Below are 26,386 nucleotides of genomic sequence, written 5' to 3' on the forward strand. Positions count from 1 at the left end.
CGGCCCGCGCGCCGGCGCGCCCCTTAGCCGAGGCCCGCGGTCAGATGGCGGACGGCCTTGTCGCGGTCGCCGGGAAGCCGACGCTCCATCGAGTCGGCGATCCCGGCAATGGTCTGCCGAGCCAGCGCCTGCCGCCAGGCCAGCTCCGCCTGCCGCATGGTCTGGGAGATCAGGCAGGTCCGGACGAAGTTCTCCTGCCGGTCAGCCTCCGGCACGTCGCCGAGGATGGCTTCACAGCGGAAGGCCGGCTCCTGCCCCTCCAGGGCCAGGACCACATCCAGCACGCTGATGTTCTCCGGCCTGCGCGCGAGGTGGAAGCCGCCGCGCGGGCCCGAGACCGAGGTCAGGATCCCGGCGCGGACCAGGGCCTGGAGCTGCTTGTTCAGGTACGCCGCGGGGAGCTTGTACAAGGCCGCGAGCCTGGCGCTGTTCACGGCCTCCCCCGGCGGCGTCCAGGCCATGTTGACGCACGAATGCACGGCCCATTCCACCCCACGGCCCATTTTCATATTCCAGACGTTACGTGTCCGGAAAAATGGGTGTCAATGACCCGCCACTGCCTTCGCGCCGGTCTTGAGCCGATCCTTCGGAAGACCTGCGCCGAGCTGACACTTCGCGGCAGTGCCGGCCGGAAACACTGCCGTGATGTGCCCACCCGCGCGCCCTTCGCCGGCCGGGTGTGATGGAACTGTAAGCCCCGCCCGCGCTTGTCGGGGCGCGCCGGGCCCAGCTTTGACGCTAGTTTGGTACCCATGACGTCTTCCGATGCCGCACTGACCCGACTGTTGAGCGACGCCCGCACCTGGGCGGCCCAGGACCCGGATCCCGCGACCGCCGCCGCCCTGACCGAGCTGGTCCGCCTCGCCGACGAGGGAGCCGCAGGAGCACGGCAGGAACTGGCGGACAGCTTCAGCGGCACACTCCAGTTCGGCACCGCGGGTCTGCGGGCGGCCCTCGGCGCCGGGCCGAACCGGATGAACCGCGTCGTGGTGCGCCGCGCCGCCGCGGGCCTCGCCGCATTCCTCGGCAGCGCTGTCGCGCAGGCCGCTCCCGGGACCCGGCCGCGCGCCGTCGTCGGCTACGACGCCCGCTACAACTCCGACATCTTCGCCGAAGAAACCGCCGCGATCTTCACCGCCGCCGGCATCGAGACGTTCCTGATGCCGGCCGCGCTGCCCACGCCGCTGCTCGCCTACGCGGTCCGCGCCCTGGACTGCGACGGCGGCGTGATGGTCACGGCAAGCCACAACCCGCCGCAGGACAACGGCTACAAGGTCTACCTTGGCCGCCACGCCGTCGAGGAGAGCGGACGCGGCGCCCAGATCGTGGCGCCGTACGATGCGCTGATCGCCGCGGAGATCGACGCCGTCGGCGCGCTGGACTCGATTGCCCTGGCCGCCGGGGGCTGGACGGTGCTGGATCCCTCCATCGCCGCCGACTACGAGGCAGCCGTCGCCGCCCTCGCCGTGCCGGAGCGCTTCCCGGCCCGCGAGCTGAAGATCGTCCTGACGCCCATGCACGGCGTGGGCGGCGAGACGGCCGTGGCCGTACTCAAGGCCGCGGGGTTCACCGACGTCACACTGGTGGCCGAGCAGGCGGAACCGGACCCCGACTTCCCCACCGTGAACTTCCCCAACCCCGAGGAGCCCGGCGCGCTGGACCTCGCGCTGGAAACCGCGGCCCGGGTGGACGCCGACATTGTGATCGCCAATGACCCCGACGCCGACCGCGCCGCGGTTGCCGCGAAGGACCCGGACACCGGCGCCTGGCGGATGCTGCGCGGGGACGAGGTGGGCGCCCTGCTGGGGGCGCACGTCGTGGCCCGGCTGGCCGCCACCGGCGACGGGGCCGCGGGGGGAGCCGCTACCGGCGTCTTCGCCAATTCGATCGTTTCCTCCCGCCTGCTGGCCCGCATCGCCGCGGCCGCGGGCTACGCCCACGAGGAAACCCTCACCGGGTTCAAGTGGATCGCCCGTGTGCCGGGCCTGCTCTACGGCTACGAGGAGGCGCTGGGCTACTGCGTCGCGCCGTCGCTGGTCCGGGACAAGGACGGCATCTCCGCCGCCGTGCTGATCGCCGAACTCGCCGCGGCCGCGAAGGCCGAGGGCAAGACGATCTTCGACACCCTGGACGAGCTGTACCTGGTGCACGGGTTGCACGCGAGCGACCAGCTCAGCATCCGGGTTGCGGACCTGGGCCTGCTGGACGCCATGATGAACCGGCTGCGGGTCAGCCCGCCCGACTCCTTCGGCGGCTCCGCCGTCGAGACCGTGGCAGACCTGGCCCAGGGCAGCGAACAGCTCCCGCCCACCGACGGACTGCTCTACCTGACGAAGGACCGCAGCCGCGTCATCATCCGCCCCAGCGGCACCGAACCCAAGCTTAAGTGCTACCTCGAGGTGATCCGCAGCGTCGGATCCGCCGCCGAACTGCCGCAGGCGCGGCTCGAAGCCCGTGCGGCCCTGGACGGCGTCCTGGCCGACGTGCGCGAGGCGCTGGGGCTCTAGAGCTCCACCTCGACGAAGCCGTCCATCACCCGGACGGCGTAGGTGCCCAGGCGCAGCCCGGGGGTGCCGAGGCACTCCCCTGTTCCGAGGTCGTAGACCTCCTTGTGCAGCGGCGAAGCCAGCGTCGGGCGGACACCGCGGGAACCGGTGATGCCGCGGGCCATGACATGGGCGCCGGTGGCAGGATCGGCGTGCTCGACGGCGAAAACCTCACCGGCCGCGGTACGGATCAAGGCCACCTGGTGGCCGGCGATCAGCGCGGCCTCGCCCCAGCCGGGCTCCAGGTCTTCCACGGCGCACACCCGGTGCCAGCCGGTTTCGCTGGCGGTTCGCTCCACAAAGCTGCGGGCTGCGCTTTCCAGTACGGCAGTCATGTCGGCCCCTCTCAAAGATTCCCGGCCACAACTGCGGCCACGGCTCCACGCTAGGACCGCGGTGTTTCAACGGCGTGCTGCCAATGTGTCCGGCCGGTAAAAGAGACCTCACGCGGCCCGAAACGCATCCGTGATGCAGAAGTTAAGATCACGAAACAAAAGGGAAACTGAAGCGAAACTGCCGGTCCCTACGCTGAACGGACCAGCCGATCGATGCTGCTGACAGCACGGGTCGATCGAAGCAGCTGGATCGAACCGTTGCAGAGCACCGCCTGCGGCCCAACGAAAGGCCACCCGTGACCGGACAGACCGCCAGCCCCGAAAACGAACGCTCCCGGACGGAATCCCGGCAGACCCCGCGCCGGGTCGTCGTCGCCGGCGGCGGACCCGCCGCGCACCGCTTCGCCGATGCCATGCACGCCCGCGGCCTTGACGGCTGGCAGGTCACCGTCCTCACCGAGGAAGCGCACCTGCCCTACGACCGCGTCGCGCTCAGCAAGGCGCTCACCGACGCCGATGTGGACCTCACGCTGGGAAGCGCGTCAATGTGGGACCACGACGCCCTCACGCTCAGGACCGGCGAGCGCGTCACCGGCATCGACACCGCCGCCAAAACCGTGGAAACCGCCGCGGGCACCGTCTACCCGTACGACGAACTGGTCGTCGCGACCGGCTCGGACGCGGCCCGCCTGCCCATCCCCGGCGCCGAACTCACCCACGTCTACCGCACCCTCGAGGACGTCCGGGCCATCAACCAGGCGATCGCGGAACTCACCGCGAAGCTGGGCCGCAAGGTCAACGCCGTCACGATCGGCGGCGGCCTGCTGGGCCTCGAATCCGCGGCCGGGACGGAACAACTCGGCGCCGTCCCGATCGTCATCAACGGCTCACCCTGGCTGATGAACACCCAGCTGGACGAGGGCGCCGGGCAGGCGCTGGGCCGGCTGATCGAGGCCAAGGGCTTCACCGTCCACGGCGGGGTCTTTCCCGCCGAGGTCCTCTCCGACGACGACGGCCAGGTCACCGGCGTGCTGATGGCCGACGGCCGGACCGTTGAGGCCGACATCGTGATCGTCGCGATCGGCGTGCGGCCCCGCGACGAACTGTTCCGGGCCGCGAACGGCCCGGACGGGCAGAGCGGCGTGCAGCAGTTCGAGCTCGGCCCGCGCGGTGGCGTCGTGATCTCCGATGACTGCTCCACGCAGGTGCCCGGCGTCTGGGCGATCGGCGAGGTAGCCAACTTCGGCGGCATGTGCCTGGGCCTGGTGGCCCCTGCCAACACCATGGCGGAGATCGTCGCGGACCGGCTGCACGGCGGCGGAGCGACCTTCCCGGGCTTCGATACCGCCACCAAACTCAAGCTCTCCGGCGTCGACGTCGCGAGCTTCGGCGACGCCTTCGCCAAGACCGAGCACGCGCTTGAAATCGTCTACGCGGACCCGGCCCGCGGGGTCTACCAGAAGATTGTCACCACCGACGACGCCAAGACCCTGCTGGGCGGCATCTTCGTCGGCGACGCGACCCCGTACACCTCGCTGCGCCCCATGCTCGGCCGCGAACTGGCCGCCGAACCCGGCGCCTACCTCACCGCGGCCGGCGGCGGCGAGGCCCCGGAGACAGAGCTCCCGGACGACGCCATCCTGTGCTCCTGCAACAACGTGGCCGCCGGCGCCATCCGCGACGCGGTCAACGGCTGCGGGGCTTGTGAGGGCAACGCCCCGGTCCAGGACCTCGGTGAACTCAAGGGCTGCACCCGCGCCGGCACCCAGTGCGGCTCCTGCGTGCCGATGCTGAAGAAGCTGCTCGAAGGCGAACTGGCCAAGTCCGGCGTCGCCGTCTCCAAGGCCCTCTGCGAACACTTCGAACTCTCCCGGCAGGAACTCTTCGACGCCATCAAGGTCCTGGAACTGGCCTCCTTCGAGGACATCCTGGCCCGCTACGGCACCGGCACCGGCTGCGACATCTGCAAGCCCACCATCGCCAACATCCTCGCCAGCCAGCACAGCGCCTACGTGCTCGACGCCGGCCGCGGGACCCTGCAGGACACCAACGACCGCGCCCTCGCCAACATGCAAAAGGACGGCAGCTACTCGGTGGTCCCCCGGATCGCGGGCGGCGAGATCACCCCGAAGAAGCTCGGCGTGATCGCCGCCGTGGCCGAAAAGTACGGCCTGTACACCAAGATCACCGGCGGCCAGCGGATCGACATGTTCGGCGCCCGGCTGGAACAGCTCCCGGACATCTGGAAGGAACTCGTGGACGCCGGTTTCGAGTCCGGCCAGGCCTACGGCAAGTCGCTGCGCACCGTGAAGTCCTGCGTCGGGTCCACCTGGTGCCGCTTCGGCGTCCAGGACGCCGTCGCCCTCGCGATCACGCTGGAGTTGCGCTACCGCGGACTGCGCAGCCCGCACAAGCTGAAGATGGGCGTCTCCGGCTGCGCCCGCGAATGCGCCGAGGCCCGCGGCAAGGACGTCGGCGTGATCGCCACGGACAAGGGCTGGAACCTCTACGTCGGCGGCAATGGCGGCTTCCAGCCGGCCCACGCCCAGCTCCTCGCGCAGGACCTGGACGAGGAGACCCTGCTGAAGTACATCGACCGCTACCTGATGTACTACATCCGCACCGCGGACCGGCTGCAGCGCACCGCGCGCTGGCAGGAGGAGCTCGACGGCGGCCTGAAGCACGTCGAGGACGTGGTGGTGCACGACTCGCTCGGCATCGCCGCGGACCTCGAGGCGGCCATGGCCAAGCATGTGGACACCTACCAGGACGAGTGGGCCGAGACGCTCAAGGACCCCGAACGCCTGCGCCGCTTCCGCTCCTTCGTCAACGCCCCGGACCAAAAGGACGACTCGATCTCCTTTGTCCCGGAGCGCGGCCAGATGCGCCCCGCCACGGCCGAGGAAAAGGCGCTGGCCGGCCAGCAGCCGGTGCTGATCGCCGCCAGCATCCCGGTCCGTTCCGCCGACGCCGACGCCAGCCCCGCAACGGCCAGCCCGGCCGTCTCTTCTGCTCCTACCGAAAGCCAGGCCTAACATGCAGCTCAGCATCGATCTCAGCGGCCGCGAAGTCCTCGTCACCGGCTCGGATACCGCCGCGCGCCAGGCCGTCCAGCGCTACCGGGCGGCCGGGGCCGTGGTGTCCCGGCTCAGCAGCCCCGACGGCGGAGCCCACGACGGCCCACTGCCGGAGCGGCCCTTCCTGGTCGCCGCGGTCGACGATGGCCAGCCGGGCTGGGCGTCCCTGCTGGAGCGCTGCCGCGAGACGGGCATCCCGGTCGCGGCAGAGCCCGCCGCCGGCCCCGCCGGCCATGTCACCCTGGTGGGCGGCGGACCCGGGACCCCTGACTTGCTGACCGTGGCGGCCGTCAAGGCGCTGCGGGACGCCGACGTCGTGTTCTATGACCGCCTCGCCCCCTACCAGGAACTGCCCGCCCTGACGACGGCGGAGCTTGTGGATGTGGGCAAGCGGCCCGGCCACCACCCCGTCAGCCAGGCCGGCATCGAGGAGCTCATGGTCGACGCAGCCCTGGCCGGGAAGAACGTGGTCCGGCTCAAGGGCGGTGACCCGTATGTCTTCGGCCGGGGCGGCGAGGAAGTGGCCGCCTGCGTGAAGGCCGGCGTGCCCGTGCGCGTGATCTCCGGGGTCACCAGTGCCATCTCCGTCCCCGCCGCGGCCGGGATCCCGGTCACGCACCGCGAGGTCAGCCACATGTTCACCGTGGTTTCCGGCCACGCCCCGCTGACCGAGAAGGAACACACGCACTTGGCCGGGCTGGGCGGCACCATCGTGGTGCTGATGGGCATCGGCACCCTCCACCAGCTGGCCGCGGGACTGCGGCGCGCCGGGATGCGCGCGGACATGCCGATGGCCGTCGTCGAACGCGGCTACCGCCCGGGCCAGCGGACCACCATCGCGGAGCTGGGCAGCATTACGACGGCGGCCGCGGACTGCAGCAACCCCGCCGTGCTGGTGATCGGCGAGGTGGTGAGGGTGGCCGAGGCCAACCGCGGCTGCGCCGAAGCTGAAGCCGAACTGGACCGCCTCGCCGCGTCCCTGATGGGAGCGTGAGCGCCGTGAGCGCGCTGGAAGCCATCGCCGCCGCCGGCACGGGAGCCCATGCCGCCGGAGCGCCCTCGCCCGGTGCACCCGCCGCGGACGAGGCGCCGGAGAAGGCTGAGCTGCCGCTGGAGGGCTTCCGGATCGGGGTCACCTCGCACCGCCGGTCCCAGGACCTGATCGAGGCCCTGGAACGGCGCGGCGCCGAGGTGCTGCACGCCCCGGCGCTGAAGATCGCCCCGGTCCAGGAGGACCTGCGGCTGATCGAGGACACCCGCGCCATCATCGAGGCCCAGCCGGAGCTCTGCATCGCCACCACCGCCTACGGAATGCGCCGCTGGTGCGAGGCGGCGGACACCTTCGGCATCGGCGAACAACTGCTGGAAACCCTCGGCGCCACCCGGATGTTCGTCCGCGGTCCCAAGGCCCGCGGCGCCGTCCGCGCGGCCGGGCTGGCCGACGTCGGGATCAGCAGCGACGAGACCACTTCCACCCTGGTGGACATGCTGCTGGCCGAGGGGGTGCGCGGTAAGACCGTCGCCGTGCAGCTGCACGGCTACACCGACGTGCGCCAGCTGGAGCGCCTCCGGATGTCCGGCGCCAAGGTCATGACGGTCACCCCGTACCGCTGGGTCAAGCCCGACGGCGCGGACCGGCTGCCGAAACTGATCGAGGCGGCCTGCGCCGGCAACCTGGACGTGCTGACCTTCACGAGCGCCCCCGCCGTCGACGCGCTGTGGAGCACCGCGCACGAGATGGGCCTCTACAAACAGCTCGTCGAGAGCCTGAAGACCACGGCGGCCACCGCCGTCGTCGGGCCCATCACCGCCCAGCCGCTGCTCGACGCCGGGGTGCAGCCGCTCATCCCGGAACGCTTCCGGATGGGCGCCCTGATCCGGCTGGTCGTGGAGCACCTGGCCCTGAACCATGTACGGCGGCTGGATACCGCCTCGGGCGCGGTGGAGCTGCGCGGCAGGTCGCTGCGGATCGACGGCGAGGCCGTGGAGCTGGCACCGGCGCCGCTCTTGTTGCTGCGGGCGCTGCTGGGGGCCGGTGGGGCCGTGCTGTCCCGCGAGGCGCTCTCCGACCTGCTGGAGCTGCGCGGATCGGTCCACGCCCTGGACATGACCGTCAGCCGGCTCCGCTCCGCGTTGCCGGACGGCAGCCTGGTGGAGACGGTGGTCAAGCGCGGCTACCGGATCCGGGTGTGACCCACGGCATTACCAGCTGGTAACAACTGGCGAACGAACCGCGAAAATACTGCAACACCGCGGAAACCTCCGTGAAAAGCCGGCCCCCTACGCTGGGAAACATCAAGAACACGGGCCACATCCGGCCCACCAGCGAAAGGGCCAGCACATGTCCGTTACGGAAGCGTCCGCCATCTCCACCGTGTCCGCCACCTCCCAGACCCGGCCGCGGATCGTCGTCGCCGGGGCCGGCCCGGCCGCTCAGGCGCTGGTCCGCCAGCTCACTCGCACCCCTTTCGCCGGCGGCATCACTGTGCTCAGCAACCGCGATGATGCCCCGGAGGAGCTGCTGGACCTCGCCGCCCTGCCCCAGGTCTCGGTCCGCTTCGGGCAGCCGGCCAGCTTCATCGACGCGGCGGAGCGACGGGTGACCACCGCGGACGGCCTCGAGTTCAGCTACGACCAGCTGGTGATCGCCACCGGTTCGACGCCGGCCCTGGCGCCGATCGAGGGTGCGGGCCGCTGCCTCAGCTACTCCACGATCGATGACGCCACCCGCCTCGGCGACGCCGTCAAGGACGTCACCCGGGTCCTGGGCCGCAGGCCGCTGGGCATCCTGGTGGGCACAGGCACCGCCGCGGGCCAGGCCGAGGCGGTGCTCCGGGCGCGCGGGGTCCGGCCCGTCCGCACCACGCTGCGCCCGTCCGCCGTCGTCCCCACCCTCGCCGGCTCCGCGCTGCCCGCCGCCGGGATCGTGTTCGACGACGGCTCCAGCATGAGCGGCGACCTCGTGGTCCTCGCCGAAGAGCGCGTTTCCCGCGACAGCCTCGCCCGCACCGCCGGCCTGGCCACCGCGGCACAGGGCGGGATCGTGGTGGGCACGGACTACCGCACCTCGGTGCCGGGGATCTGGGCCATCGGCGACGCGGCGGCCTACGACGGCGTACGGCTGGGCCTGCTGGTTGCCGCCGGTTCCGCCGCCGGCGTCTGCGCTGCGGCGCTGCTTCAGGCATCCCTCTCGGAGCCCCTCGCGCAGGCGGCGTAGGCCCGACGCCGGCCGGTGCTGTTATGGCAAGATGGTGCACTGAGAAGCCATGACACACGCCGTGTCAGCACGCCGGGCCGGGCATGAACCAGGTCCGCCAGGAAAGGGACCACCATGAGCAACGAAGCCACCACGGCCGCCGGCGCCGCCGGCACCGACAACCAGGGCGCCGCGGGCAACATTGCCTCGTACATCGACCACACCCTGCTCAAGCCGGAGGCCAGTGAGGCCGAGGTCCTGAAGGTCTGCGCCGAGGCGGCCGAGTACCACTTCAAGTCCGTCTGCGTGAACCCCATCTGGGTCAAGACCGTCAAGACCGCACTCAAGGGTTCCGGCGTTCTGACCTGCTCCGTGATCGGCTTCCCGCTGGGCGCCACACCGAGCGACGTCAAGGCCTTCGAGGCCCGCGGCGCGGTGCTCGACGGCGCCGACGAGATCGACATGGTGATCAACATCGCCGCGGCACGCGCCAACGACAAAGGCGCCCTGGTTGATGACATCCGCGCCGTCGCCGAGGCCGTCCACTCCGGCGGCGCCATCCTGAAGGTCATCATCGAGACCGCACTGCTCGACGACGCCCAGAAGGTCCTCGCCTGCGAGGCCTCCGTCGAGGCCGGCGCGGACTTCGTGAAGACCTCCACCGGATTCAACGGCGGCGGCGCCACGGCGGAGGACGTCGCCCTGATGCGCCGCACCGTGGGCCCGGGACTCGGCGTCAAGGCCTCGGGCGGCGTGCGTTCCCTCGCCGACGCTCAGGCTATGATTGCTGCAGGTGCAACACGTATTGGCGCCAGCTCCGGCATCGCGATCGTCAAGGGCGAACAGGGTTCGTCCGCGTACTGACCGCGCACCGGTCACAGCCCCTGCCGCCACAGTTTTTGAGCCCTGAGGGGCCGAGGAGGAACGAATGTCCAGCAACACCACCAAGACCCAGCGCGGCGAAAACAGCCTGGCATCCAGCGTCGTGCTGTTTGTCCTGATGATGGCCCTGTTCTTCGGCGCCCTGTATTCGCTGTCCTTCCTCAGCCTGGGCAACCCCTGGCCGATGGCCGCCTGCCTCATCCTGTTCGCCCTGGCGTTCTGGATCCCGCAGACCATCACAGGCCGCTCCGACTCCGCAGGCGAGAGCTAAACGCGTCTCTAACTGAAGCCCCGGTTTTCCGGGGCTTCAGTTGTTTAAGCGGCGGATCCGGAAAAGCGCGGCGGGTCGCTCCGCCGTCGGCCTTCAGGCTCCGACGACGGCCAGCAGGCGGCTGACCAGCGCGGTCCCCAGCGCGAGGGCGGCCGGGAAATGCCCCTTGGCCAGGGCAAGCGCGGCGGAGAACATCCCGACCATGGCGTAGGCGCTCACCGGGATCAGCACGAACCATTCCCGCCTCGAGCCTGCCCGGCCCAGCAGCGGGATGGAGAATGCCCCGTTGGCCTTCCAGACGTCCTTGACCAGCGGCAGCCTGCGCAGGAACTTCGGCGGCTTGACCACCAGCGGCCAGAGCAGCGGCACTCCCCCGGTGGTGATCATGTCGCCCACGATGTGCACCAAGACTCCGGTTAGCATCGACACCGGCAGCCAGGACCACTGGTGCGGAGCGAACCAGGTCACCAGGCCCGCCATGGCCAGGGCGAAGATCCAGTTGCTGATCCAGCCGTACTTGGGAAACAGCTTCAGTGCCTTCGCGGCGATGTTGATCATGAACATGCACAGCAGCCCGGCGCCCACGGACAGCAGGCCCCAGTCCGTCTGTAGCTGGGCTTGCCCGGCCATCGCCGCGAGCAGCACGAAGAACGCGGCGCCGAGGATCGAGTGGGTGCCCTGGCGGTGGCCGCCGGAGGCGTTCTCGATCCCCACGGCGATCATGTTGGACAGCGGCGGCAGGGCATGCGCCACCGTGCTGGAGCGGTGGTCCCAGTCGCAGACCAGGGCAGTCCCCGCCGTTGCCATCCCGCCGATCACAATCCCGGTGGCATCCAGCGGATACCAGCCCAGCGCGTAGGGTCCGGTCGAGGCAATAGCCACCCACGCCGCGGCCCCGGACGCGGCGTGGTGTCCTCCCATCACGGCCTAGCCCACCGAGAGCGGGACGTCGGAGAAGATCGCCTCGATCACGCCGTTGGCCCAGGCCAGGATTTCGGCGTCCTGCAGGTCGCGGCCGCCGATCCGGGCCGTCTTGGGCTTGGGGATCAGCACCGCGTCCAAAGCCGGTTTCGCCTGCGAGCCGGGGTACATCCGGGCCAGCCGCATCAGCTTGGACTCCGGCAGCTGGGCGGGCGAGAACTTGATGAAGTTGCCCTGCAGGGCGACGTCGGTGAGGCCGGCCTCGCGCGCCCCGACCCGGAAACGGGCCACCGCGACGAGGTTCTTCGCCGGCAGCGGCAGCTCCCCGTAGCGGTCCACGAGCTCGGCCTCGACCTCGTCGATCGCCTCGTTGCTGAGGGCCGCGGCCAGCTTGCGGTAGGCCTCCAGGCGCAACCGCTCACCGGGGACGTAGTCGTGTGGCAGGTGCGCGTTGACCGGCAGCTCGATCTTCATCTCCGCGGCCTTCTCCTCGGCCTCGCCGCGGTAGTCCGCCACCGCCTCGCCGACCAGCCGGATGTACAGGTCGAAGCCGACGCCCTGGATGTGGCCGGACTGTTCACCGCCCAGCAGGTTGCCGGCGCCGCGGATCTCAAGGTCCTTCATGGCCAGCTGCATGCCGGCGCCGAGTTCGTTGTGCGTCGCGACGGCCTTGAGCCGTTCCAGCGCCACCTCGCCCAGCGGCTTTTCGGAGGGGTAGAGGAAATAGGCGTAGGCCCGTTCCCGTCCGCGGCCCACGCGGCCGCGCAGCTGGTGCAGCTGGGAGAGCCCGTACTTGTCCGCGCCGTCCACGATCAGGGTGTTGGCGTTGGAGATGTCCAGCCCGGTTTCGATGATGGTGGTGCAAACCAGGACGTCGAAGCGCTTCTCCCAGAAGTCCACGATGATCTGTTCCAGCCGGCTTTCGGACATCTTGCCGTGTGCCACCTCGACGCGCGCCTCCGGGACCAGTTCGCGGATTTTCGCCGCGGTGCGCTCGATCGTGGAGACCCGGTTGTGCACGAAGAAGACCTGCCCCTCGCGCATCAGCTCGCGGCGGATCGCGGCAGAAGTCTGCTTGTCCGTGTACGGGCCGACATAGGTCAGCACCGGGTGCCGCTCCTCCGGCGGGGTCGCCAGCGTGGAGGTTTCCCGGATGCCGGTCAGGGACATCTCCAGGGTGCGCGGGATGGGGGTGGCGCTCATGGCCAGGACGTCCACGTTGGTGCGCATCTTCTTCAGCGCTTCCTTGTGTTCGACGCCGAAGCGCTGCTCCTCGTCGACGATCACGAGGCCCAGGTCCTTGAACGCGAAGTCCTTGGACAGCAGCCGGTGCGTGCCGATCACGACGTCCACCGAGCCGTTCTTCACGCCCTCGGCCGTTTCCTTGGCCTCCTTGGCGCCCTGGAAGCGGGACAGCGGCTTGACCCGCAGCGGGAAGCCGGAGAAGCGCTCGGTGAAGGTCTCGTAGTGCTGCTGGGCCAGCAGCGTGGTGGGCACCAGCACGGCCACCTGCTTGCCGTCCTGGACCGCCTTGAACGCCGCCCGGACCGCGATCTCGGTCTTGCCGTAGCCGACGTCGCCGGAGACCAGGCGGTCCATCGGGATCTCCCGTTCCATGTCCGCCTTGACCTCGTTGATGGTGGTCAGCTGGTCCGGGGTCTCCACGTAGGGGAAGGCTTCCTCGAGTTCGCGCTGCCACGGGGTGTCGGGGCCGAAGGCGTGGCCGCGGGAGGCCATCCGGGCCGAGTACAGCCGGATCAGTTCGCCGGCGATCTCCTTGACGGCCTTGCGCGCCTTGGACTTGGTGCTGGCCCAGTCCGAGCCGCCCATCTTGCTCAGCACCGGCGTGTCGCCGCCGACGTAGCGCGTGACCTGGTCGAGTTGGTCGGTGGGGACGAAGAGCCGGTCACCCGGAGCGCCGCGCTTGGAGGGGGCGTATTCGAGCACCAGGTATTCGCGCACGCCATCTCCCCCGCCCGCGACCTTGCGCTGGATCAGCTCCACGAACCGGCCGATGCCGTGCTGTTCGTGCACGACGAAGTCGCCGGCCAGCAGTTGCAGCGGGTCCACCGCGTTGCGCCGCTTGGACGGCATCCGGCGCATGTCCTTGGTGGAGCCGGCGGAGGTCCGGCCCAGCAGGTCGGCCTCGGTCAGCAGGGCAACCTTGAGCCGGTCCAGGACGAAGCCGCGGCCGACGGCGGCGGTGGTCACCTCGATCAGGCCGGGCTGCGGGTCGGCGTCGAGGGACTCCACCCGGGCGCACGGGATGTCGTTGTCGTGGAACAGTTCAGCGAGGCGCTGCGCCGGGCCGGGGCCCTCGGTGGCGACGACGATCCGCCACTGCTCCCGCACGTGCGAGCCGATGAAGTCCATCATCTCGGCCACGTCGCCCTGGTAGCCGCGCGGTTCGCGGGCGTGCAGGTTCAGCACGTCGATCTCGGGCAGCAGTTCCTCGTCGCTGGCGAGCGAGGTGATGGACCACCAGGAGACTCCGTGCGCGAGTGCCGTGCTGCGGGTCTCGCCGAGGGAGCGGAAGCTCGCCGAGTGCAGGGCCGCGGAGGCCGCGGAGCTCAGGTCCAAGGGCGCCGCGCCGCCGTCTGAGGCCGTGGACCAGGCCGCCTCGAGGAACTCCTCGTTGGTGGCGGCGAGGTCGTGGGCACGGGTACGGACCTTTTCGGGTTCGATCACCACCGAGATGGAGCCCTCCGGGAACTGGTCCAGGAACGGCACCATGGAGTCGACCAGCACCGGGGCCAGGGATTCCATGCCCTCGACGGCGATGCCGCCGGCGATCTTCTCCAGCATGTCCGCCGCGGCCGGCAGCTGCGCCTTCAGCGTCGCGGCCCGGGACATCACCGAGGGCGTGATCAGGATTTCACGGCAGGGCGGGGCGTGCAGTTCGGTGGGGTGGTGCACGCCCGGCGCGGTCAACGAGCGCTGGTCGGCGACGGCGAACCAGCGCATCTGCTCGACCTCGTCGCCGAAGAACTCCACCCGGATCGGGTGGTCCTCGGTGGGCGGGAAGACATCCAGCATGCCGCCGCGTACCGCGAACTCGCCGCGCCGGGTGACCATGTCCACCCGGGCGTAGGCGGCGTCGGCGAGGTTCTTCACGACGTCGCCGAACGGGACCTCCTGGCCGAGCTTGAGGGTCACCGGGACCAGCTCGCCGAGCCCGGCCACGATCGGCTGGACCACGGCCCGGACCGGGGCGACGACGACGCGCAGGGCGCCCCCGGCCTCGGCGTGCGCGAGGCGGCGGAGCACGGAGAGCCGGCGGCCGACGGTGTCCGAGCGGGGCGAGAGCCGCTCGTGCGGCAGGGTCTCCCAGCTGGGGAATTCCGCCACCGTGTCGGCCGGCAGGAAGGCGCCCAGTGCGGCGGCGAGGTCTTCGGCCTCGCGGCCGGTGGCGGTGACGGCGAGCACCACCGGGGCGGCGCCGCCGTCGGCAGCCCCTCCGCCGGGCGTGTGGCCGGACGCGAGGCCGTCGGCCATCTCCGCCAGCAGCGCGGCGCGCAGCCCGGCGGGGGCGCTGATCTGGTAGTCCTCGCTGCGGGCCGTGAACGGCCGGGACGCTTCGGCCTGCACCCGGGCAAAGGACGTGTCCTCGGCGAGGACACGCCGCAGACCGGTGAGAGAAGGGCCGTTGAGGCTCATGGCGGGAACTCCTGGAGTGATCACGGGCATGCAGGCAACACGAATACCCGAAATTCGCAAGAATCCCGGGTACTTCCAGCCTACCGCGACCCGGAGGCGGCCCGGCACCCGGGACTAAGCTGGCACGACGGGGCTCCGGCCGTCCAGGCTGCAGTCCAGCGCGGCCGGCGCTCCGAATGGCTTATATCCGCAATGATGAAGGAGCCACCCATGAACGGCACCCCCCACGCCATGAACCCGAAGACCGTGCTCGTCACCGGCGCCACCGGTTACATCGGTGGCCGGCTGGTCCCCCGGCTGCTTGAGGCCGGCCACCGGGTGAAGGTCCTGGTCCGTACCCCGGCGAAAATCGCCGGCGTCCCCTGGCTGGAACAGGTCGAGGTGGTCCAGAGCAGCCTCGACGACGGCGCGGCGCTGCAGGAGGCCCTGGACGGCGTCGACGTGCTCTACTACCTGGTCCACTCGATGGCCGGCGGCGCCGGGTTCGAGGCCAAGGAAAAGGCGATGGCCGAGACGGCGGCGCAGGCAGCCGCGGCGGCCGGCGTGGACCGGATCGTCTACCTCGGCGGGCTGCACCCCTCCGACGCCGAGCTCTCCACCCACATGCGCTCCCGCGAGGCCGTGGGCAAGGTCTTCCTCGACGGGCCGGTGGACGCGGTCGTGTTCCAGGCCGGCGTGGTGATCGGCTCCGGCTCGGCCTCCTTCGAAATGATCCGGCACCTGTCCGAGACCCTGCCGGTGATGCCCGCCCCCAGCTGGGTGCGGAACAAGATCGAGGCCATCGCGGTCCGGGACGTGCTGCACTACCTGGTCGGCGCGGCGTCGCTGGAGGGACGCATCAACCGCACCTTCGACATCGGCTCACGGCAGGTGCTCAGCTACGCCGGGATGATGCAGGAGTACGCGGCGGAGGCCGGACTCCCGCACCGGGTGGTGCTGGCCCTCCCCATCCCCGCCCCAAAGCTCGCGGGCATGTGGGTCGCGCTGACCACGCCGATCCCGCTGTCCATGTCGCTGCCCCTGGTGGAGTCGCTGCAGCACGACGCCGTCTCCCGGGAACATGACATCGACTCCTACATCCCACTGCCGGAGGGCGGCCTCACCCCCTACCGGCGCGCCGTCGCCCTGGCCCTGGGCAAGGAACGGGACGGCCAGGTGGAGACCACCTGGGCCAACGCCGGAGCCGACGCCGATCCCCTGCCGAGCGACCCGGAGTGGGCCGGCCACCGCGTCTACGTCGACGAGCGCAGCTACTCCAGCGCGGTGGACCCGAAACACGTCTGGACCATCATCGAAGGCATCGGCGGCCGCAACGGCTGGTATTCGCTGCCGCTGGCCTGGAGCGTGCGCGGCTGGCTGGACAAGCTCACCGGCGGCGCGGGCCTGGCGCGCGGCCGGCGGCACCCGCACCTGCTGGCCGAAGGCGAGGTGGTCGACTGGTGGCGGGTCGAGCGGATCGACCGCGGCCGGCTGCTCCGGCTGCGGGCCGAGATGCGGGCACCGGGCCGGGCCTGGCTGGAACTTTCGGTCGAACCCGAGGGCACCGGCAGCCGCTACCGGCAACGGGCCATCTTCTTCCCGAAGGGCCTCAGCGGCAAGCTCTACTGGCTCGCGGTCCTGCCGTTCCACAGCCTCATTTTCCCCGCGATGTCGCGGAATATCGCCGCCGCGGCGCAGCGCCTCGCAGAGAAGGAGCCAGACGCCGAATCGGAACCGGCGGGGCCCACCGCGTAGGATGTTGGGAGCCCGAAACGTCCAGTCCCACCCATGGAGGACCCCCAATGGCCCTGAGTGCATCCACCACCCTTCCGCACAGCGTTGAGAGCGTCACGGCAGTCTTCGTCAACGAGGACTTCCTGCGCCACACCAGCGAACTCGTCGGCGGAACCCTTGAATCGTTTACCGTCGACGGCGACCCCGCCGGCGCCTTCAACACCACGACGGTCCGCACCATCCCCACGAACCGGATGCCGGACCTGGCCCGCAAGTTCGTCGGCGAGAGCCTGAAGGTAACGCAGCTGGAGAGCTGGGGCGCCCCGGAGGCCGACGGTTCGCGGCAGAGCAACATCTCGCTGAATGTCGCCGGCGCCCCGCTGGACGTCAACGCCGTGCAGCGCCTCGTCGCCGACGGCGGCAGCACCCGGATCGAGCTGGAGGGCACGGTCACCTCGTCCGTGCCGCTGCTGGGCGGGAAGATCGCCGATGCGGCCGAGCCGATGGTCGGCAAGGCCCTCAACATCCAGTCCACGCAGGCCCAGGCCTGGCTGGAAAGCCACTAGGCGATGGAGCTGCCCGGCGCCCTGGCCGCTGTCCTGATCGTGGCCGGCGTCTGGTCCCTGGCCGTCTGGCCCCAGTTCCTGCGCCGGGTCATGAAAGACCCGCGGGCGCGCGACGCCGGCGGCAAGGCCACCCGCTTCCTCACCGTCCACGTCGTGCTGGTCAGCATTTCGATGCTGCTCGGCGCGGCGACGGCGGCGATCGGGATCGCGGGCCTGCTCTCCTAGGCTGGGGATCCTGCTGTCTGCGCCCCGCCGCCACTTGGGTTAATCCCGCGGCGGCGGCGGGGCTAGACTCAGGAAAATGCCTGTCCACTGCCGAAGGGGGATGCCTTGCGGCCCCAGCGCGTGGCCACGTGGGGACTCATCGCCTACGTCGCGGTGCTGGCTGCCGTCGCACTGTGGCCGCAGCCGGTGGACCGCCCGGTTGCCGGGCTGCTGCGCGCGGCGCTGAGGTGGCTGCACGGCCGGGGCATCCCCGGCTGGGTGGACTACGGCTTTGTGGAGTCCGCCGCCAATGTGCTGCTCTTCGTTCCGCTGGGCGCCCTGGTGGCCGTGGTCATCGGCCGCGGCTACTGGTGGGTCGGCGCGGCCGCCGGGCTCCTGATCTCGTGCGCCATCGAACTCGCACAGCTGCTCTTCTTGCCAGGACGCTATCCCACGATCGCCGATGTCCTGGCCAATACTCTCGGCGCCGTCCTTGGCGCACTGCTCACATTGCTGGTCCGGCGGCGCCGCAGGGCCGCCCCTTGAGGCCCCCGCGGTCCCGGTCGCTTCGGTCCCGGTCGCTGCGTTCCTGGTCGCTTCGGACCTAGGAGGTACGGTCCTGGGCCGCGACGGCCTGGCCGAGGGCGTCCTCGGCAGCGACCCAGGAGAGCATCGCGCACTTCACTCGCGCGGCGTACCGGGACACGCCTTCAAAGGCCGCCGCGTCGCCCAGGATCTCCGGGTCGGCGGGCACCTTGCCGCGGGAGCGCAGCACCTCGCGGAAGCTGTCGATCACGCTGTGCAGCTCGTCCGGATCCAGTCCCTCGGCGAGGTCGGTCAGCACGGAGGCCGACGCCATCGAGATCGAACAGCCCTCGCCGTCCCAGCGCAGCTCGCTGACCTTTCCGCCGGCCACCGAGACCCGCAGCGTGATTTCGTCGCCGCAGACCGGGTTGAGCTGGTGCGACTGGCCGCTACTGGCCCCTTCGGGCACTCCGGCGCCGGCCAGGCCGCTGCCGTGACGAGCTTTGGAATGCTCCAGGATGATCTGCTGGTACAGCTGGTCAAGACTCATGCAGTGCCGTCCTCAGGCTTGAAAGTATTCGCGGACACCGGCGACGGCGTCGAGGAACGCGTCGACGTCGTCCGTGGTGTTGTACAGGTAGGTGCTGGCCCTCGTACTCGCCGTGAGTCCGAGCCGGCGGTGCAGCGGCTGGGCGCAGTGGTGACCCACGCGGACGGCGATCCCGCGGCTGTCGAGGAATTGCCCGACGTCGTGCGCGTGCACCCCGGCGACGTCGAACGCGGCCAGGCCGATCCGCTCCTCCCCCGCCGCCGGGCCCAGCACACGGACCCCGGGGATGGCCGCAAGGCCTGACACGAGCCGCTGGCCCAGTTCCGTTTCCCAGGCGTGGATCCGGGCCGGGCCGGTTTCGCTGAGGTAGTTGGCGGCAGCGGCGAGCGCCACGGCCTGCGAGATTTTCTGGGTGCCGGCCTCGAAGCGCTGCGGGCTGGGCAGGAACCCGGCGCGCTCCATGGTGACAGTGGTGATCATGGAGCCGCCGGTCAGGAACGGAGGCATGGCATTGAGCAGTTCCGAGCGCCCGTAGAGTCCGCCGATTCCGGTGGGGCCGAGCATCTTGTGCCCCGAGAACACGGCGAAGTCCACGTCCAGGGCCTTGACGTCGAGGGGCAGGTGCGGGGCGGACTGGCAGGCGTCCAGCACCACGAGGGCACCGACGGCGCGGGCGAGCGGGACCAGCGTGGACACCGGGTTGATGGTCCCCAGGACATTGGAGGCGTGGGTGAAGGCCAGCACGCGGGTGCGGCCGCCGATCAGGCGCGCGGCGGCCTCGAGGTCCAGGGCGCCGGCATCGTCGACCGGGATAAACTTCAGCACGGCGCCGGTCCGGGCCGCCAGCTGCTGCCAGGGAATCAGGTTGGCGTGGTGCTCCATCTCGGTGACCACGATCTCGTCGCCGGCGGCCAGCGCGAAGCGGGCAGCTTCAGCCGGGGCGCCGGGCAGGGAGGCGTTCAGGAAGGAGTAGCTGAGCAGGTTCAGGCCCTCGGTGGCGTTGGACGTCCAGATCAGTTCGTCCGGGTCCGCGCCGATGAAGGCCGCCACGGTCTCGCGGGCGTCCTCGAAGGCTTCGGTGGCCTCCACCGCGAGGTAGTGGGCGCCGCGATGCACCGCGGAGTTCCGCTGTTCGTAGAACTCCTGCTCCGCTTCCAGCACGCTGAGCGGATTCTGTGAGGTGGCACCGGAATCCAGGTAGACGAGCGGGTTCCCGTTGACGGACCGGTGCAGGATCGGGAAGTCGTTGCGGATCCGCATGACCTCCTCGTTGCCCAGCGCCGTGGCTGAGCGGAGGAGATGGGCTGGTGTGGCAACCATGGGCAGTAACTCCTGGATCGGCTTTCGCTGGGACGTAGCGGGAACGCCCGACCGGGCTGTTCCTATTACGTCACGCAGATTAGACCTAATTATCCCACGTTCCCGCGGCCCCTGGTTTCGACCGGCCGAAACCGGGGGCCGGGTCAGGCGGTCCGCAGCTGCCGTCGCGGGACTGGGCGAAGGGCCCTAAAACTTCTGGATAGTAGCCGGAAACGTATAGTTCCCGCCGTTGCGGCCCGCTACGATGACTTCATGCCACCGACAATCGCAGCATCCGCGCTCCGGAATTTGGCAGTTACCGAGGTTTCGCCGTGCAGGTAGGGCACACCCAGCCAACGCTGACCCGTTCCTCAACCCACCGTCAATTGGTTCAGGCCTTGCGGTCAAAGCAGAAGACCTCCAAGGGCGCTTCTGCCTACGCGCGATACCTTAACCGTCCCGCGGGGCGCCATCTAGCCGCGCTGGCCTTCAAACTGCACCTGACGCCGAATGGAGTGACCGCGGTGAGCGCCCTGTGCAGTTTCGCGGGCATCGGCCTGATTGCTCTGGCTCCGGCCACGGCGGTCAACAGCGTTCTAATAGCCTTGCTGCTCGTTCTGGGCTATGCCCTGGACTCGGCTGACGGCCAGCTTGCCCGGCTGCGCGGTGGCGGAAGCTTTGCTGGTGAGTGGTTGGACCACGTCGTCGACGCCGTCAAGATGGCGTCCCTCCATTTGGCCGTGCTGGTGGCCTGGTACCGGGGCTATGCCGAGAGCGCAGCGTGGCTGGTTGTTCCCCTGTTCTATCAGCTGCTGGCGGTCGTGCTGTTCTTCGCCATAATCCTGACTGACCAGATGCGGCGGGCGCACCGCGGCTCTGCGTCCATGCGGCTGGCAGGGGAAGGGAACTCGTCCTTCCTTTATTCCCTGGCCGTGTTGCCCACCGAGTACGGGGTGCTGTGCCTGGCGTTTTTCCTGTGGGCAGTCCCGCCCGTCTTTTCAATTGTTTATGCGGTCCTTTTCGGAATTAACGTGTGTTTTGTCCTGCTGGCGCTGCCCCGCTGGTATCGCGAAATGCGGAGTTACGACTCTGCTGATACGGCGTAGGGATCGCGCCGGCGTCGCCCTCCGGCAACGGCCAGCTAAGCGCCGTCCCGATGCCGGTGTGCCCGACGTCCGGCGCTACTGCCGCACCGACTCTTGTAGCCGGTACCATTCCACAACCTCGGCTATGCCCTTCTCCAGCGGGATCCGGCTGCTCCAACCGGAGCCTGTAAGTTTGGAGACGTCCAGCAGCTTTTGCGGGGTCCCGTCAGGCTTGCCAGTGTCCCATTCCGTAGTACCGGAAAAGCCCACGGCATCCGATACCAACCCGGCCAGTTCGGCAATGCTGATATCGGTCCCGGTACCGATATTTACCTGCTCCGGGCCGTCATAGTGTTCCATCAGGTGCAGGCAGGCCTCGGCCATGTCGTCGACGTGCAGGAACTCCCGCCTCGGTGAACCGGTCCCCCAGTTGGTCACCGACGCGGAGCCAGCGGCCACCGCCTCCGCATAGCGGCGAATCAGGGCGGGCAGTACGTGGGAGCCCTGCGGAGAAAAGTTATCGCCCGGGCCGTACAGGTTCGTAGGCATGGCCGAAATCCACGCCAGCCCGTGCTGGCGCCGGATTGCTTGGACGTGGAGGATGCCGGCAATTTTCGCAATGGCATAGGCGTCGTTGGTTGGTTCCAGGTGACCGGTCAGGAGGTACTCTTCCCTGATGGGCTGGGCCGCCAACTTGGGGTAGATACAGGAGGACCCCAGGAAAAGTAGCCGCTCGACTCCCATTTCCTTGGCTGCATCCAGCACGTTGACCTGGATCTGGAGGTTCTCGCTCAGAAAATCCGCAGGATACGTGTTGTTGGCGAGGATTCCGCCGACCTTTGCAGCTGCCAGGATCACGTAGCGCGGCTGCACCTTTCGAATGTAAGCGAACGTTGCGCTCCGGTCCTTCAGATCGAGCTCGCTGGAGGTGCGGCCGACCAACTGGGTGAACCCTTCGCGTTCGAGGGACCGCCAGAGCGCCGAGCCGGCCAGGCCCCGGTGCCCGGCCACGTAGAAAGTGGAGTCCCGGTCCAGCGGGCCGGGTGTGAAGCCGGAGCTGTTAGTCATCCCCGTTCACCCAGCTGCCAAGATCCACGGAGTCGATCCAGCCGCCCGGATGCTTCAAGGCCTCGATGTCGGCTTCGACCATGAGCCGGGCAAGCTCAGGAGTCTCCACGGTCGCTTTCCATCCAAGTTTTTCCCGCGCCTTAGACGCATCGCCCACCAGGGCATCCACCTCGGTGGGGCGCAGGTAGCGCTCGTCAAATTCCACATGGTCCTCCCAGTTGAGGCCAGCGTGGCTGAAGGCGATCTGTAGGAAATCACGGACGGTATAGGCGGCCCCCGTTGCCAGCACAAAGTCATCGGGCTCGTCAGCCTGGAGCATCCGCCACATACCCTCGACGTATTCGGCGGCGTAGCCCCAGTCACGGACGGCATCCAGGTTGCCCATGTAGAGGGTGTCCTGTCGTCCGGCGCTGATGGCGGCCACAGCCCGCGTGATCTTGCGGGTGACGAAGGTTTCGCCTCGCCGGGGCGATTCGTGGTTGAACAGAATGCCGTTGACCGCGTACATCCCGTAGGCTTCCCGGTAATTCTTGGTGACCCAGTAGCTGTAGACCTTGGCAGCCCCGTACGGTGACCGGGGGTAGAAGGGCGTATCTTCACTTTGCGGCGGCGGCGTTGCCCCGAACATCTCAGAGGAAGATGCTTGGTAGTAGCGGGTGTCGATTCCCGCCAGCCGTACGGCTTCCAGCATCCGGACCGAGCCGACGCCGGTCGTATCTGCGGTATGCTCCGGCTCGTCAAAAGAAACGCGGACGTGGGATTGGGCGGCCAGGTTGTAAACCTCGTCGGGTTTGATTTTGGCTATCAAGGTGACAAGCCTTGCCCCGTCGCTAAGATCCCCGTAATGAAGGAAGAGTTTGGCGGTCGGGTCATGCGGATCCACATACAGGTGTTCTATCCGCACAGTGTTAAACGTTGAAGCCCTTCTAATGAGGCCGTGGACTTCGTAACCCTTCCGCAAAAGGAGTTCGGCCAAATATGAGCCGTCCTGCCCAGTAATACCGGTGATAAGCGCACGTTTGGTCAACAGGTCCCCCGCCAGGTCTCGAACGATTGTGAAGGCAAATGCCTGGACCCCGGGAAGGGGGCCAGGACATCCGTGCTGTCAGGATAGATGACTTGGATCACAGTTGCGAGCAAAATTTCATACTAAATTTGCGCCCGTTCACCAGCTACGGCTAGCCGGTCCGCAGCAATTTTCCGTGGCGCTCCTGTCCCGCGCTTTGGAATGAGGCGAACGTCATGTACGACTTATTCCACGAGAACCGCCTGGCGGCGGCATCCATCCGGTAGGTGTTGTAGTCAAAGCGGTTGTTCTTGGCGTGGTAGTAGGTCGCCGGGGAAACAGGTGACAAGGTACCCAGGCCCTGGACGCCCTCGCCCGGCCGCGTCCCCGTGGCGAGCGTTACATCGTTGTGGTGGACGTTGAGGTTGTGCAGATCCCAAGCGCCATAGGAGCCGCTGCCGCGGTTGCGCATTTGGGCGGCGATCCCGTTCTGGTTCTTCCCAAGGATGTTTTGCCGGATCTCAACATCGGGTGAGGAATTGACGTTAATGGCGGCCACGGCGTACAGCGAGTAGTCGCTTCCGCGTCCGTCGCCGGCCGCCAGGCCGTAGCCGTTACCGGCCAGCCTGTTGTCGCTGATAAGCGCCTTGTAGCTGATCTCGTACCGGATTCCATCGGCGTAATTGTTATTGATGGAGTTCCCGAGAATTGTGGCGTTCATGTTGTTGATATCAAACCAGGTGCCGGTTCCCCGGTTGTCGTGGACGTTGTTACCGCGGAACATCACACTATTTGAGTAGGTTGCCTTAAACCCTCCGGATTCCCAGTCGGCACCCCAATAGCCGGCCGTGTTGTTCCTTGCGATCTCATTGTTCTCGACGATGGTGTTGTTCGACGCGTAGTGTCCCATGCCGAGCTGTCCATTCTCAATCATGGCGTTGTTCCGGATCCGGGCCCTGGCTGCATTCGCGAGCTGCAGGCCGATGGCATGGTTTCGCTTAAAAGTGCAGTTTTCAATGACCCAGTCCGTTCCCCCTGCCACGACGGCACCTTTCTGGGAAGGACTGGCAAACTGGGTGAACGTAAGGCCGCTGAGGGTGACGCCGGAAACCGAGGAATTGATGGCGTGGGGGGTGCGTGCGACCTCCAGGGTTGCATTGGCGGGGTCGCTGCCCAACCATGTGCGATTGGTCGTGTAGTCCTGGAAGAAACCGTTCGGGCGCAGATCTGCGAGCCGCATGGAACGCTTCAGCGGCACACCGTTCCGGTACACCTGCTCCCGCTTTCGACACGGGTTGGCAGCCGCGCCGCTATTCACCTCACACTGTCCCGAATCGGAATAGGCTGCCGGCAGCAGGCCGTTTTTGTACCAGCGGGCCTGGGACCCATCCTTGACCCATCCCGTGACAACTTTCGAGCCCTTAATCACAGCGGTCCCCGCGCCGCCCAGCGCCAGCAATTTCTGGCCTCGTTTGGGGCTGAGGGCGCTGCTGATGCGGAACGTACCGGCCGGAACGCCGATCCGTGCGCCTTCCGGAGCGGCGTTGATCACCGCTTGGATGGATCCGCCAGCCGGAACGGTGGCGTCCACCACCGGCGTCGCGGCAGGCGACGCCGTTACGGGTCCAAGGCTGATTCCAGCCACGAGCGCAACGACGGCAACGGCACGTCTGCCCCGTCCGGGACGGAGCCGTTTCATGCCGGGCACGGGTGTGAGCGGGGGGAATTCCATGAGAAATTTCTTTCTGTTGATGAGCCCAACCGGTACGCCGTACGCCGCGACTCCCCCAGCGAAAATCGCGGCATGGGCATGCTAAGGGCATTACGTTTGGACACTCTAGCAACCCGTGGCTGCATGACAACCGCCTATTGGTTCGTGACCGGTGGTCGGCAGTTCGGACCGCCGAGTGGCGAAATGAGCCGTGGCCGACGACTCAGCCCGGAACGGCCTCTCCGGTGGAGTCGTATCCAGAACCCTGCCAAGCTTTGAAATCCACGGTCCCGCCGTTGACATTAAACTTGCTCGCGTTGATGTCCTCGAGAATGTACCGGTTGCTTTGGATTTCGATGCGACGCATGTCCGGCGGACGCGTCAGGGCGCCCGACTCGACGTAGCCAGTGGTCGCTGTGGCCGGGGAGCCAAGGTCGATGAGGTTTCCCTCCACCCGCACCATGTCGAGGACGTATTCACCCCACGGCCCGTTGCCCCGGGGCCTGGCCTGGAGCCCGATTCCGTTGAGGTTGCCGGCGAGGGTATTTCTCTCAATCGTGACGTCGCTGCTGGTGTTCACGGTGATGCCCGCTCCGGTGAGCAGGCCGGTTCCGCGCCCCCGCTTCAGGCCCAGTCCGTTGCCCGTCACGGTGTTGCCGGCGATGCGCCCGTTTCGGCTGATTTCATACCGAATGCCACAGGCCGCGTTTCCGCCGATTTCATTGTCAATGATGGCGACGCCATCTCCGGCAATGTCTACCCAAACGCCGACGCCGAGATTGTTGGACACGTCATTGTTGCTGATAGCAGAGGACGATCTTGTCACCTTGATACCGCCGGCTTCCCAGTCAGCGCGCCAAAACTCCGCAGTGTTGTTATTGCGAATTCTGTTGTTGTCGATGCGGCCCCCCTGGGAGCGGTACTGCCCTAGGCCCATCTGCCCGTTTGCCGTTATGGAATTCCCCGTCACGTGCGCATTGTCGGCCTGTGCAATCATGACACCGACCCCATGATTTGCGGTGATAGTGGAATTCTGGACAGTCCAGTCGTTGCCCTCAACCACAATGGCACCCTGCTGGGCCAGGTTCGCGAATCCGCGAACGGTCAGATTCTCGATGACAACTCCGGGTGCGTTGGAGGCGATAGCCGTCCTGGTACGGGCCAGAGTCGGAGCACGCCCAGCCGGGTCCTGCCCGAGATACACGATATTGGCAGCATAATCAGCATAGAAGGTGGTCGCGTCGACGGCGCCCTTTGTCATGACGCGACGTACAGGTTTGCCGTCCAAGAAGAGGTCCTCGGCGACCTGGCACGGCTTGGAATGCGTGTCCTCACACTGTCCGGATTTCTCGTAATCAGGCGGCAAATAGCCCCGGGCCGCCCAGACGGTTCCTTCCGGTTCCCATCGTTCCAGGGGGACGTCGCCTGCCAGCACTGTCTTATCACTCCCCCGGAGGGTTTGAGATGCCTTGGGCCGGACGGCATGGGCCAGTTCGAACCTCCCCGGGCCCAGGCAGATTACGGCGCCCTCAGGCTGATCCTCTACCCGGGCGGCCAGATCTGCTCCGGGTTCCACCGCAGCAGTGCAGGGTGCCGCAGCGGCCGCCCGCGGGGGTGCTGTTGGCGGCGTCGTCGAATTGGCCGGGCTGCAGCCGCCCAGTGCCAAAGGAAGCGCCAACAACAACAAAGCGCCCGGATTCCTCCGTCCGGCACGGATCATGTCGACCCCTCTCTGGCAAGAACGGAACCGATCCGGTAGCATCCGACCTAATTC

General features: G+C 68.3%; 22 protein-coding genes. 12 read left to right on the forward strand and 10 right to left on the reverse strand.

The window, feature by feature from the left end; translation table 11 throughout:
• Nucleotides 1–23: 23 nt before the first annotated feature.
• Nucleotides 24–509, reverse strand: coding sequence for an RrF2 family transcriptional regulator (locus HNO80_RS10195; RefSeq protein WP_175322748.1), 486 nt, complete (start codon nt 507–509; stop codon nt 24–26).
• 243 nt (nt 510–752) lie between these two features.
• Here HNO80_RS10195 and HNO80_RS10200 point away from each other — a divergent pair, with 243 nt between their 5' ends.
• The gene (locus tag HNO80_RS10200; protein WP_175322749.1) at nt 753–2,507 is read left to right on the forward strand and encodes a phospho-sugar mutase; all 1,755 of its coding nucleotides are present in this window, start codon (nt 753–755) and stop codon (nt 2,505–2,507) included.
• Here the strand turns inward: HNO80_RS10200 and nirD are convergent.
• Entirely contained in the window at nt 2,504–2,881 is a 378-nt protein-coding gene (nirD, locus tag HNO80_RS10205) for a nitrite reductase small subunit NirD (protein ID WP_175322750.1), read from the reverse strand. The two genes, HNO80_RS10200 and nirD, sit on opposite strands and share 4 nt — an antisense overlap.
• 296 nt (nt 2,882–3,177) lie before the next feature.
• On the opposite strand from nirD, the gene nirB reads away from it, so the two are divergent.
• From nirB to HNO80_RS10235, 6 genes are all read left to right on the forward strand, one after another.
• Nucleotides 3,178–5,916 (forward strand): nitrite reductase large subunit NirB, encoded by a 2,739-nt coding sequence (gene nirB / locus HNO80_RS10210; RefSeq protein WP_175322751.1) that lies wholly within the window; start codon nt 3,178–3,180, stop codon nt 5,914–5,916.
• Between the two features lies 1 nt (nt 5,917).
• Nucleotides 5,918–6,952 (forward strand): uroporphyrinogen-III C-methyltransferase, encoded by a 1,035-nt coding sequence (cobA, locus tag HNO80_RS10215; RefSeq protein WP_175322752.1) that lies wholly within the window; start codon nt 5,918–5,920, stop codon nt 6,950–6,952.
• 110 nt (nt 6,953–7,062) lie between these two features.
• The gene (locus tag HNO80_RS10220; RefSeq protein WP_175322836.1) at nt 7,063–8,151 is read left to right on the forward strand and encodes a uroporphyrinogen-III synthase; all 1,089 of its coding nucleotides are present in this window, start codon (nt 7,063–7,065) and stop codon (nt 8,149–8,151) included.
• A 148-nt stretch (nt 8,152–8,299) separates the two neighbouring features.
• A complete protein-coding gene (locus HNO80_RS10225) occupies nt 8,300–9,175 on the forward strand; it encodes an FAD-dependent oxidoreductase (protein ID WP_175322753.1) in 876 nt (291 codons plus the stop codon).
• Nucleotides 9,176–9,289: 114 nt separating this feature from the next.
• Complete coding sequence (deoC, locus tag HNO80_RS10230) at nt 9,290–10,018, forward strand: deoxyribose-phosphate aldolase (RefSeq protein ID WP_175322754.1); 729 nt, start codon at nt 9,290–9,292, stop codon at nt 10,016–10,018.
• Nucleotides 10,019–10,082: 64 nt separating this feature from the next.
• Nucleotides 10,083–10,307 (forward strand): hypothetical protein, encoded by a 225-nt coding sequence (locus tag HNO80_RS10235; RefSeq protein WP_175322755.1) that lies wholly within the window; start codon nt 10,083–10,085, stop codon nt 10,305–10,307.
• A 93-nt stretch (nt 10,308–10,400) separates the two neighbouring features.
• Here the strand turns inward: HNO80_RS10235 and HNO80_RS10240 are convergent, their stop codons facing one another.
• Nucleotides 10,401–11,228 carry a metal-dependent hydrolase gene (locus tag HNO80_RS10240; protein ID WP_175322756.1) on the reverse strand — a complete coding sequence of 276 codons (828 nt, stop codon included), beginning with the start codon at nt 11,226–11,228 and terminating at the stop codon, nt 10,401–10,403.
• Nucleotides 11,229–11,234: 6 nt separating this feature from the next.
• Nucleotides 11,235–14,885, reverse strand: a complete 3,651-nt coding sequence (gene mfd, locus HNO80_RS10245; protein ID WP_175322757.1) for a transcription-repair coupling factor — start codon at nt 14,883–14,885, stop codon at nt 11,235–11,237.
• A gap of 210 nt (nt 14,886–15,095) precedes the next feature.
• Between mfd and HNO80_RS10250 the strand changes: the two genes are divergently transcribed.
• The 4 genes from HNO80_RS10250 to HNO80_RS10265 all read left to right on the forward strand — a co-directional run bounded on the left by HNO80_RS10250 (nt 15,096) and on the right by HNO80_RS10265 (nt 17,914).
• Nucleotides 15,096–16,619, forward strand: a complete 1,524-nt coding sequence (locus tag HNO80_RS10250; RefSeq protein ID WP_175322758.1) for an SDR family oxidoreductase — start codon at nt 15,096–15,098, stop codon at nt 16,617–16,619.
• A 47-nt stretch (nt 16,620–16,666) separates the two neighbouring features.
• Complete coding sequence (locus HNO80_RS10255) at nt 16,667–17,164, forward strand: DUF2505 domain-containing protein (protein WP_175322759.1); 498 nt, start codon at nt 16,667–16,669, stop codon at nt 17,162–17,164.
• Nucleotides 17,165–17,167: 3 nt separating this feature from the next.
• Complete coding sequence (locus tag HNO80_RS10260) at nt 17,168–17,389, forward strand: SCO4848 family membrane protein (RefSeq protein WP_175322760.1); 222 nt, start codon at nt 17,168–17,170, stop codon at nt 17,387–17,389.
• 105 nt (nt 17,390–17,494) lie between these two features.
• Nucleotides 17,495–17,914, forward strand: coding sequence for a VanZ family protein (locus HNO80_RS10265; protein WP_217500783.1), 420 nt, complete (start codon nt 17,495–17,497; stop codon nt 17,912–17,914).
• 58 nt (nt 17,915–17,972) lie between these two features.
• Here HNO80_RS10265 and sufU read toward each other — a convergent pair whose 3' ends face one another.
• Nucleotides 17,973–18,443: a Fe-S cluster assembly sulfur transfer protein SufU gene (sufU, locus tag HNO80_RS10270; protein ID WP_175322761.1), complete on the reverse strand. Its 471-nt coding sequence runs from the start codon at nt 18,441–18,443 to the stop codon at nt 17,973–17,975.
• 12 nt (nt 18,444–18,455) lie between these two features.
• Nucleotides 18,456–19,769: a SufS family cysteine desulfurase gene (locus HNO80_RS10275; RefSeq protein ID WP_175322838.1), complete on the reverse strand. Its 1,314-nt coding sequence runs from the start codon at nt 19,767–19,769 to the stop codon at nt 18,456–18,458.
• A gap of 305 nt (nt 19,770–20,074) precedes the next feature.
• Here HNO80_RS10275 and HNO80_RS10280 point away from each other — a divergent pair, with 305 nt between their 5' ends.
• Nucleotides 20,075–20,848: a CDP-alcohol phosphatidyltransferase family protein gene (locus HNO80_RS10280; RefSeq protein WP_349627329.1), complete on the forward strand. Its 774-nt coding sequence runs from the start codon at nt 20,075–20,077 to the stop codon at nt 20,846–20,848.
• A gap of 75 nt (nt 20,849–20,923) precedes the next feature.
• On the opposite strand, the gene HNO80_RS10285 is transcribed toward HNO80_RS10280, so the two are convergent.
• From HNO80_RS10285 to HNO80_RS10300, 4 genes are all read right to left on the reverse strand, one after another.
• A complete protein-coding gene (locus tag HNO80_RS10285) occupies nt 20,924–21,895 on the reverse strand; it encodes a GDP-L-fucose synthase family protein (protein WP_175322762.1) in 972 nt (323 codons plus the stop codon).
• Nucleotides 21,888–22,922 (reverse strand): GDP-mannose 4,6-dehydratase, encoded by a 1,035-nt coding sequence (gmd, locus tag HNO80_RS10290; protein WP_175322763.1) that lies wholly within the window; start codon nt 22,920–22,922, stop codon nt 21,888–21,890. Before gmd ends, HNO80_RS10285 begins: the two co-directional genes overlap by 8 nt.
• A gap of 151 nt (nt 22,923–23,073) precedes the next feature.
• Nucleotides 23,074–24,633: a right-handed parallel beta-helix repeat-containing protein gene (locus HNO80_RS10295; RefSeq protein ID WP_175322764.1), complete on the reverse strand. Its 1,560-nt coding sequence runs from the start codon at nt 24,631–24,633 to the stop codon at nt 23,074–23,076.
• Between the two features lie 202 nt (nt 24,634–24,835).
• Nucleotides 24,836–26,332, reverse strand: coding sequence for a right-handed parallel beta-helix repeat-containing protein (locus HNO80_RS10300; RefSeq protein ID WP_175322765.1), 1,497 nt, complete (start codon nt 26,330–26,332; stop codon nt 24,836–24,838).
• Nucleotides 26,333–26,386: the final 54 nt, after the last annotated feature.

Origin of the sequence: Arthrobacter sp. C9C5 (assembly GCF_013359735.1) — a bacterium.
In the GTDB taxonomy this organism is placed as follows: Bacteria; Actinomycetota; Actinomycetes; order Actinomycetales; family Micrococcaceae; genus Arthrobacter.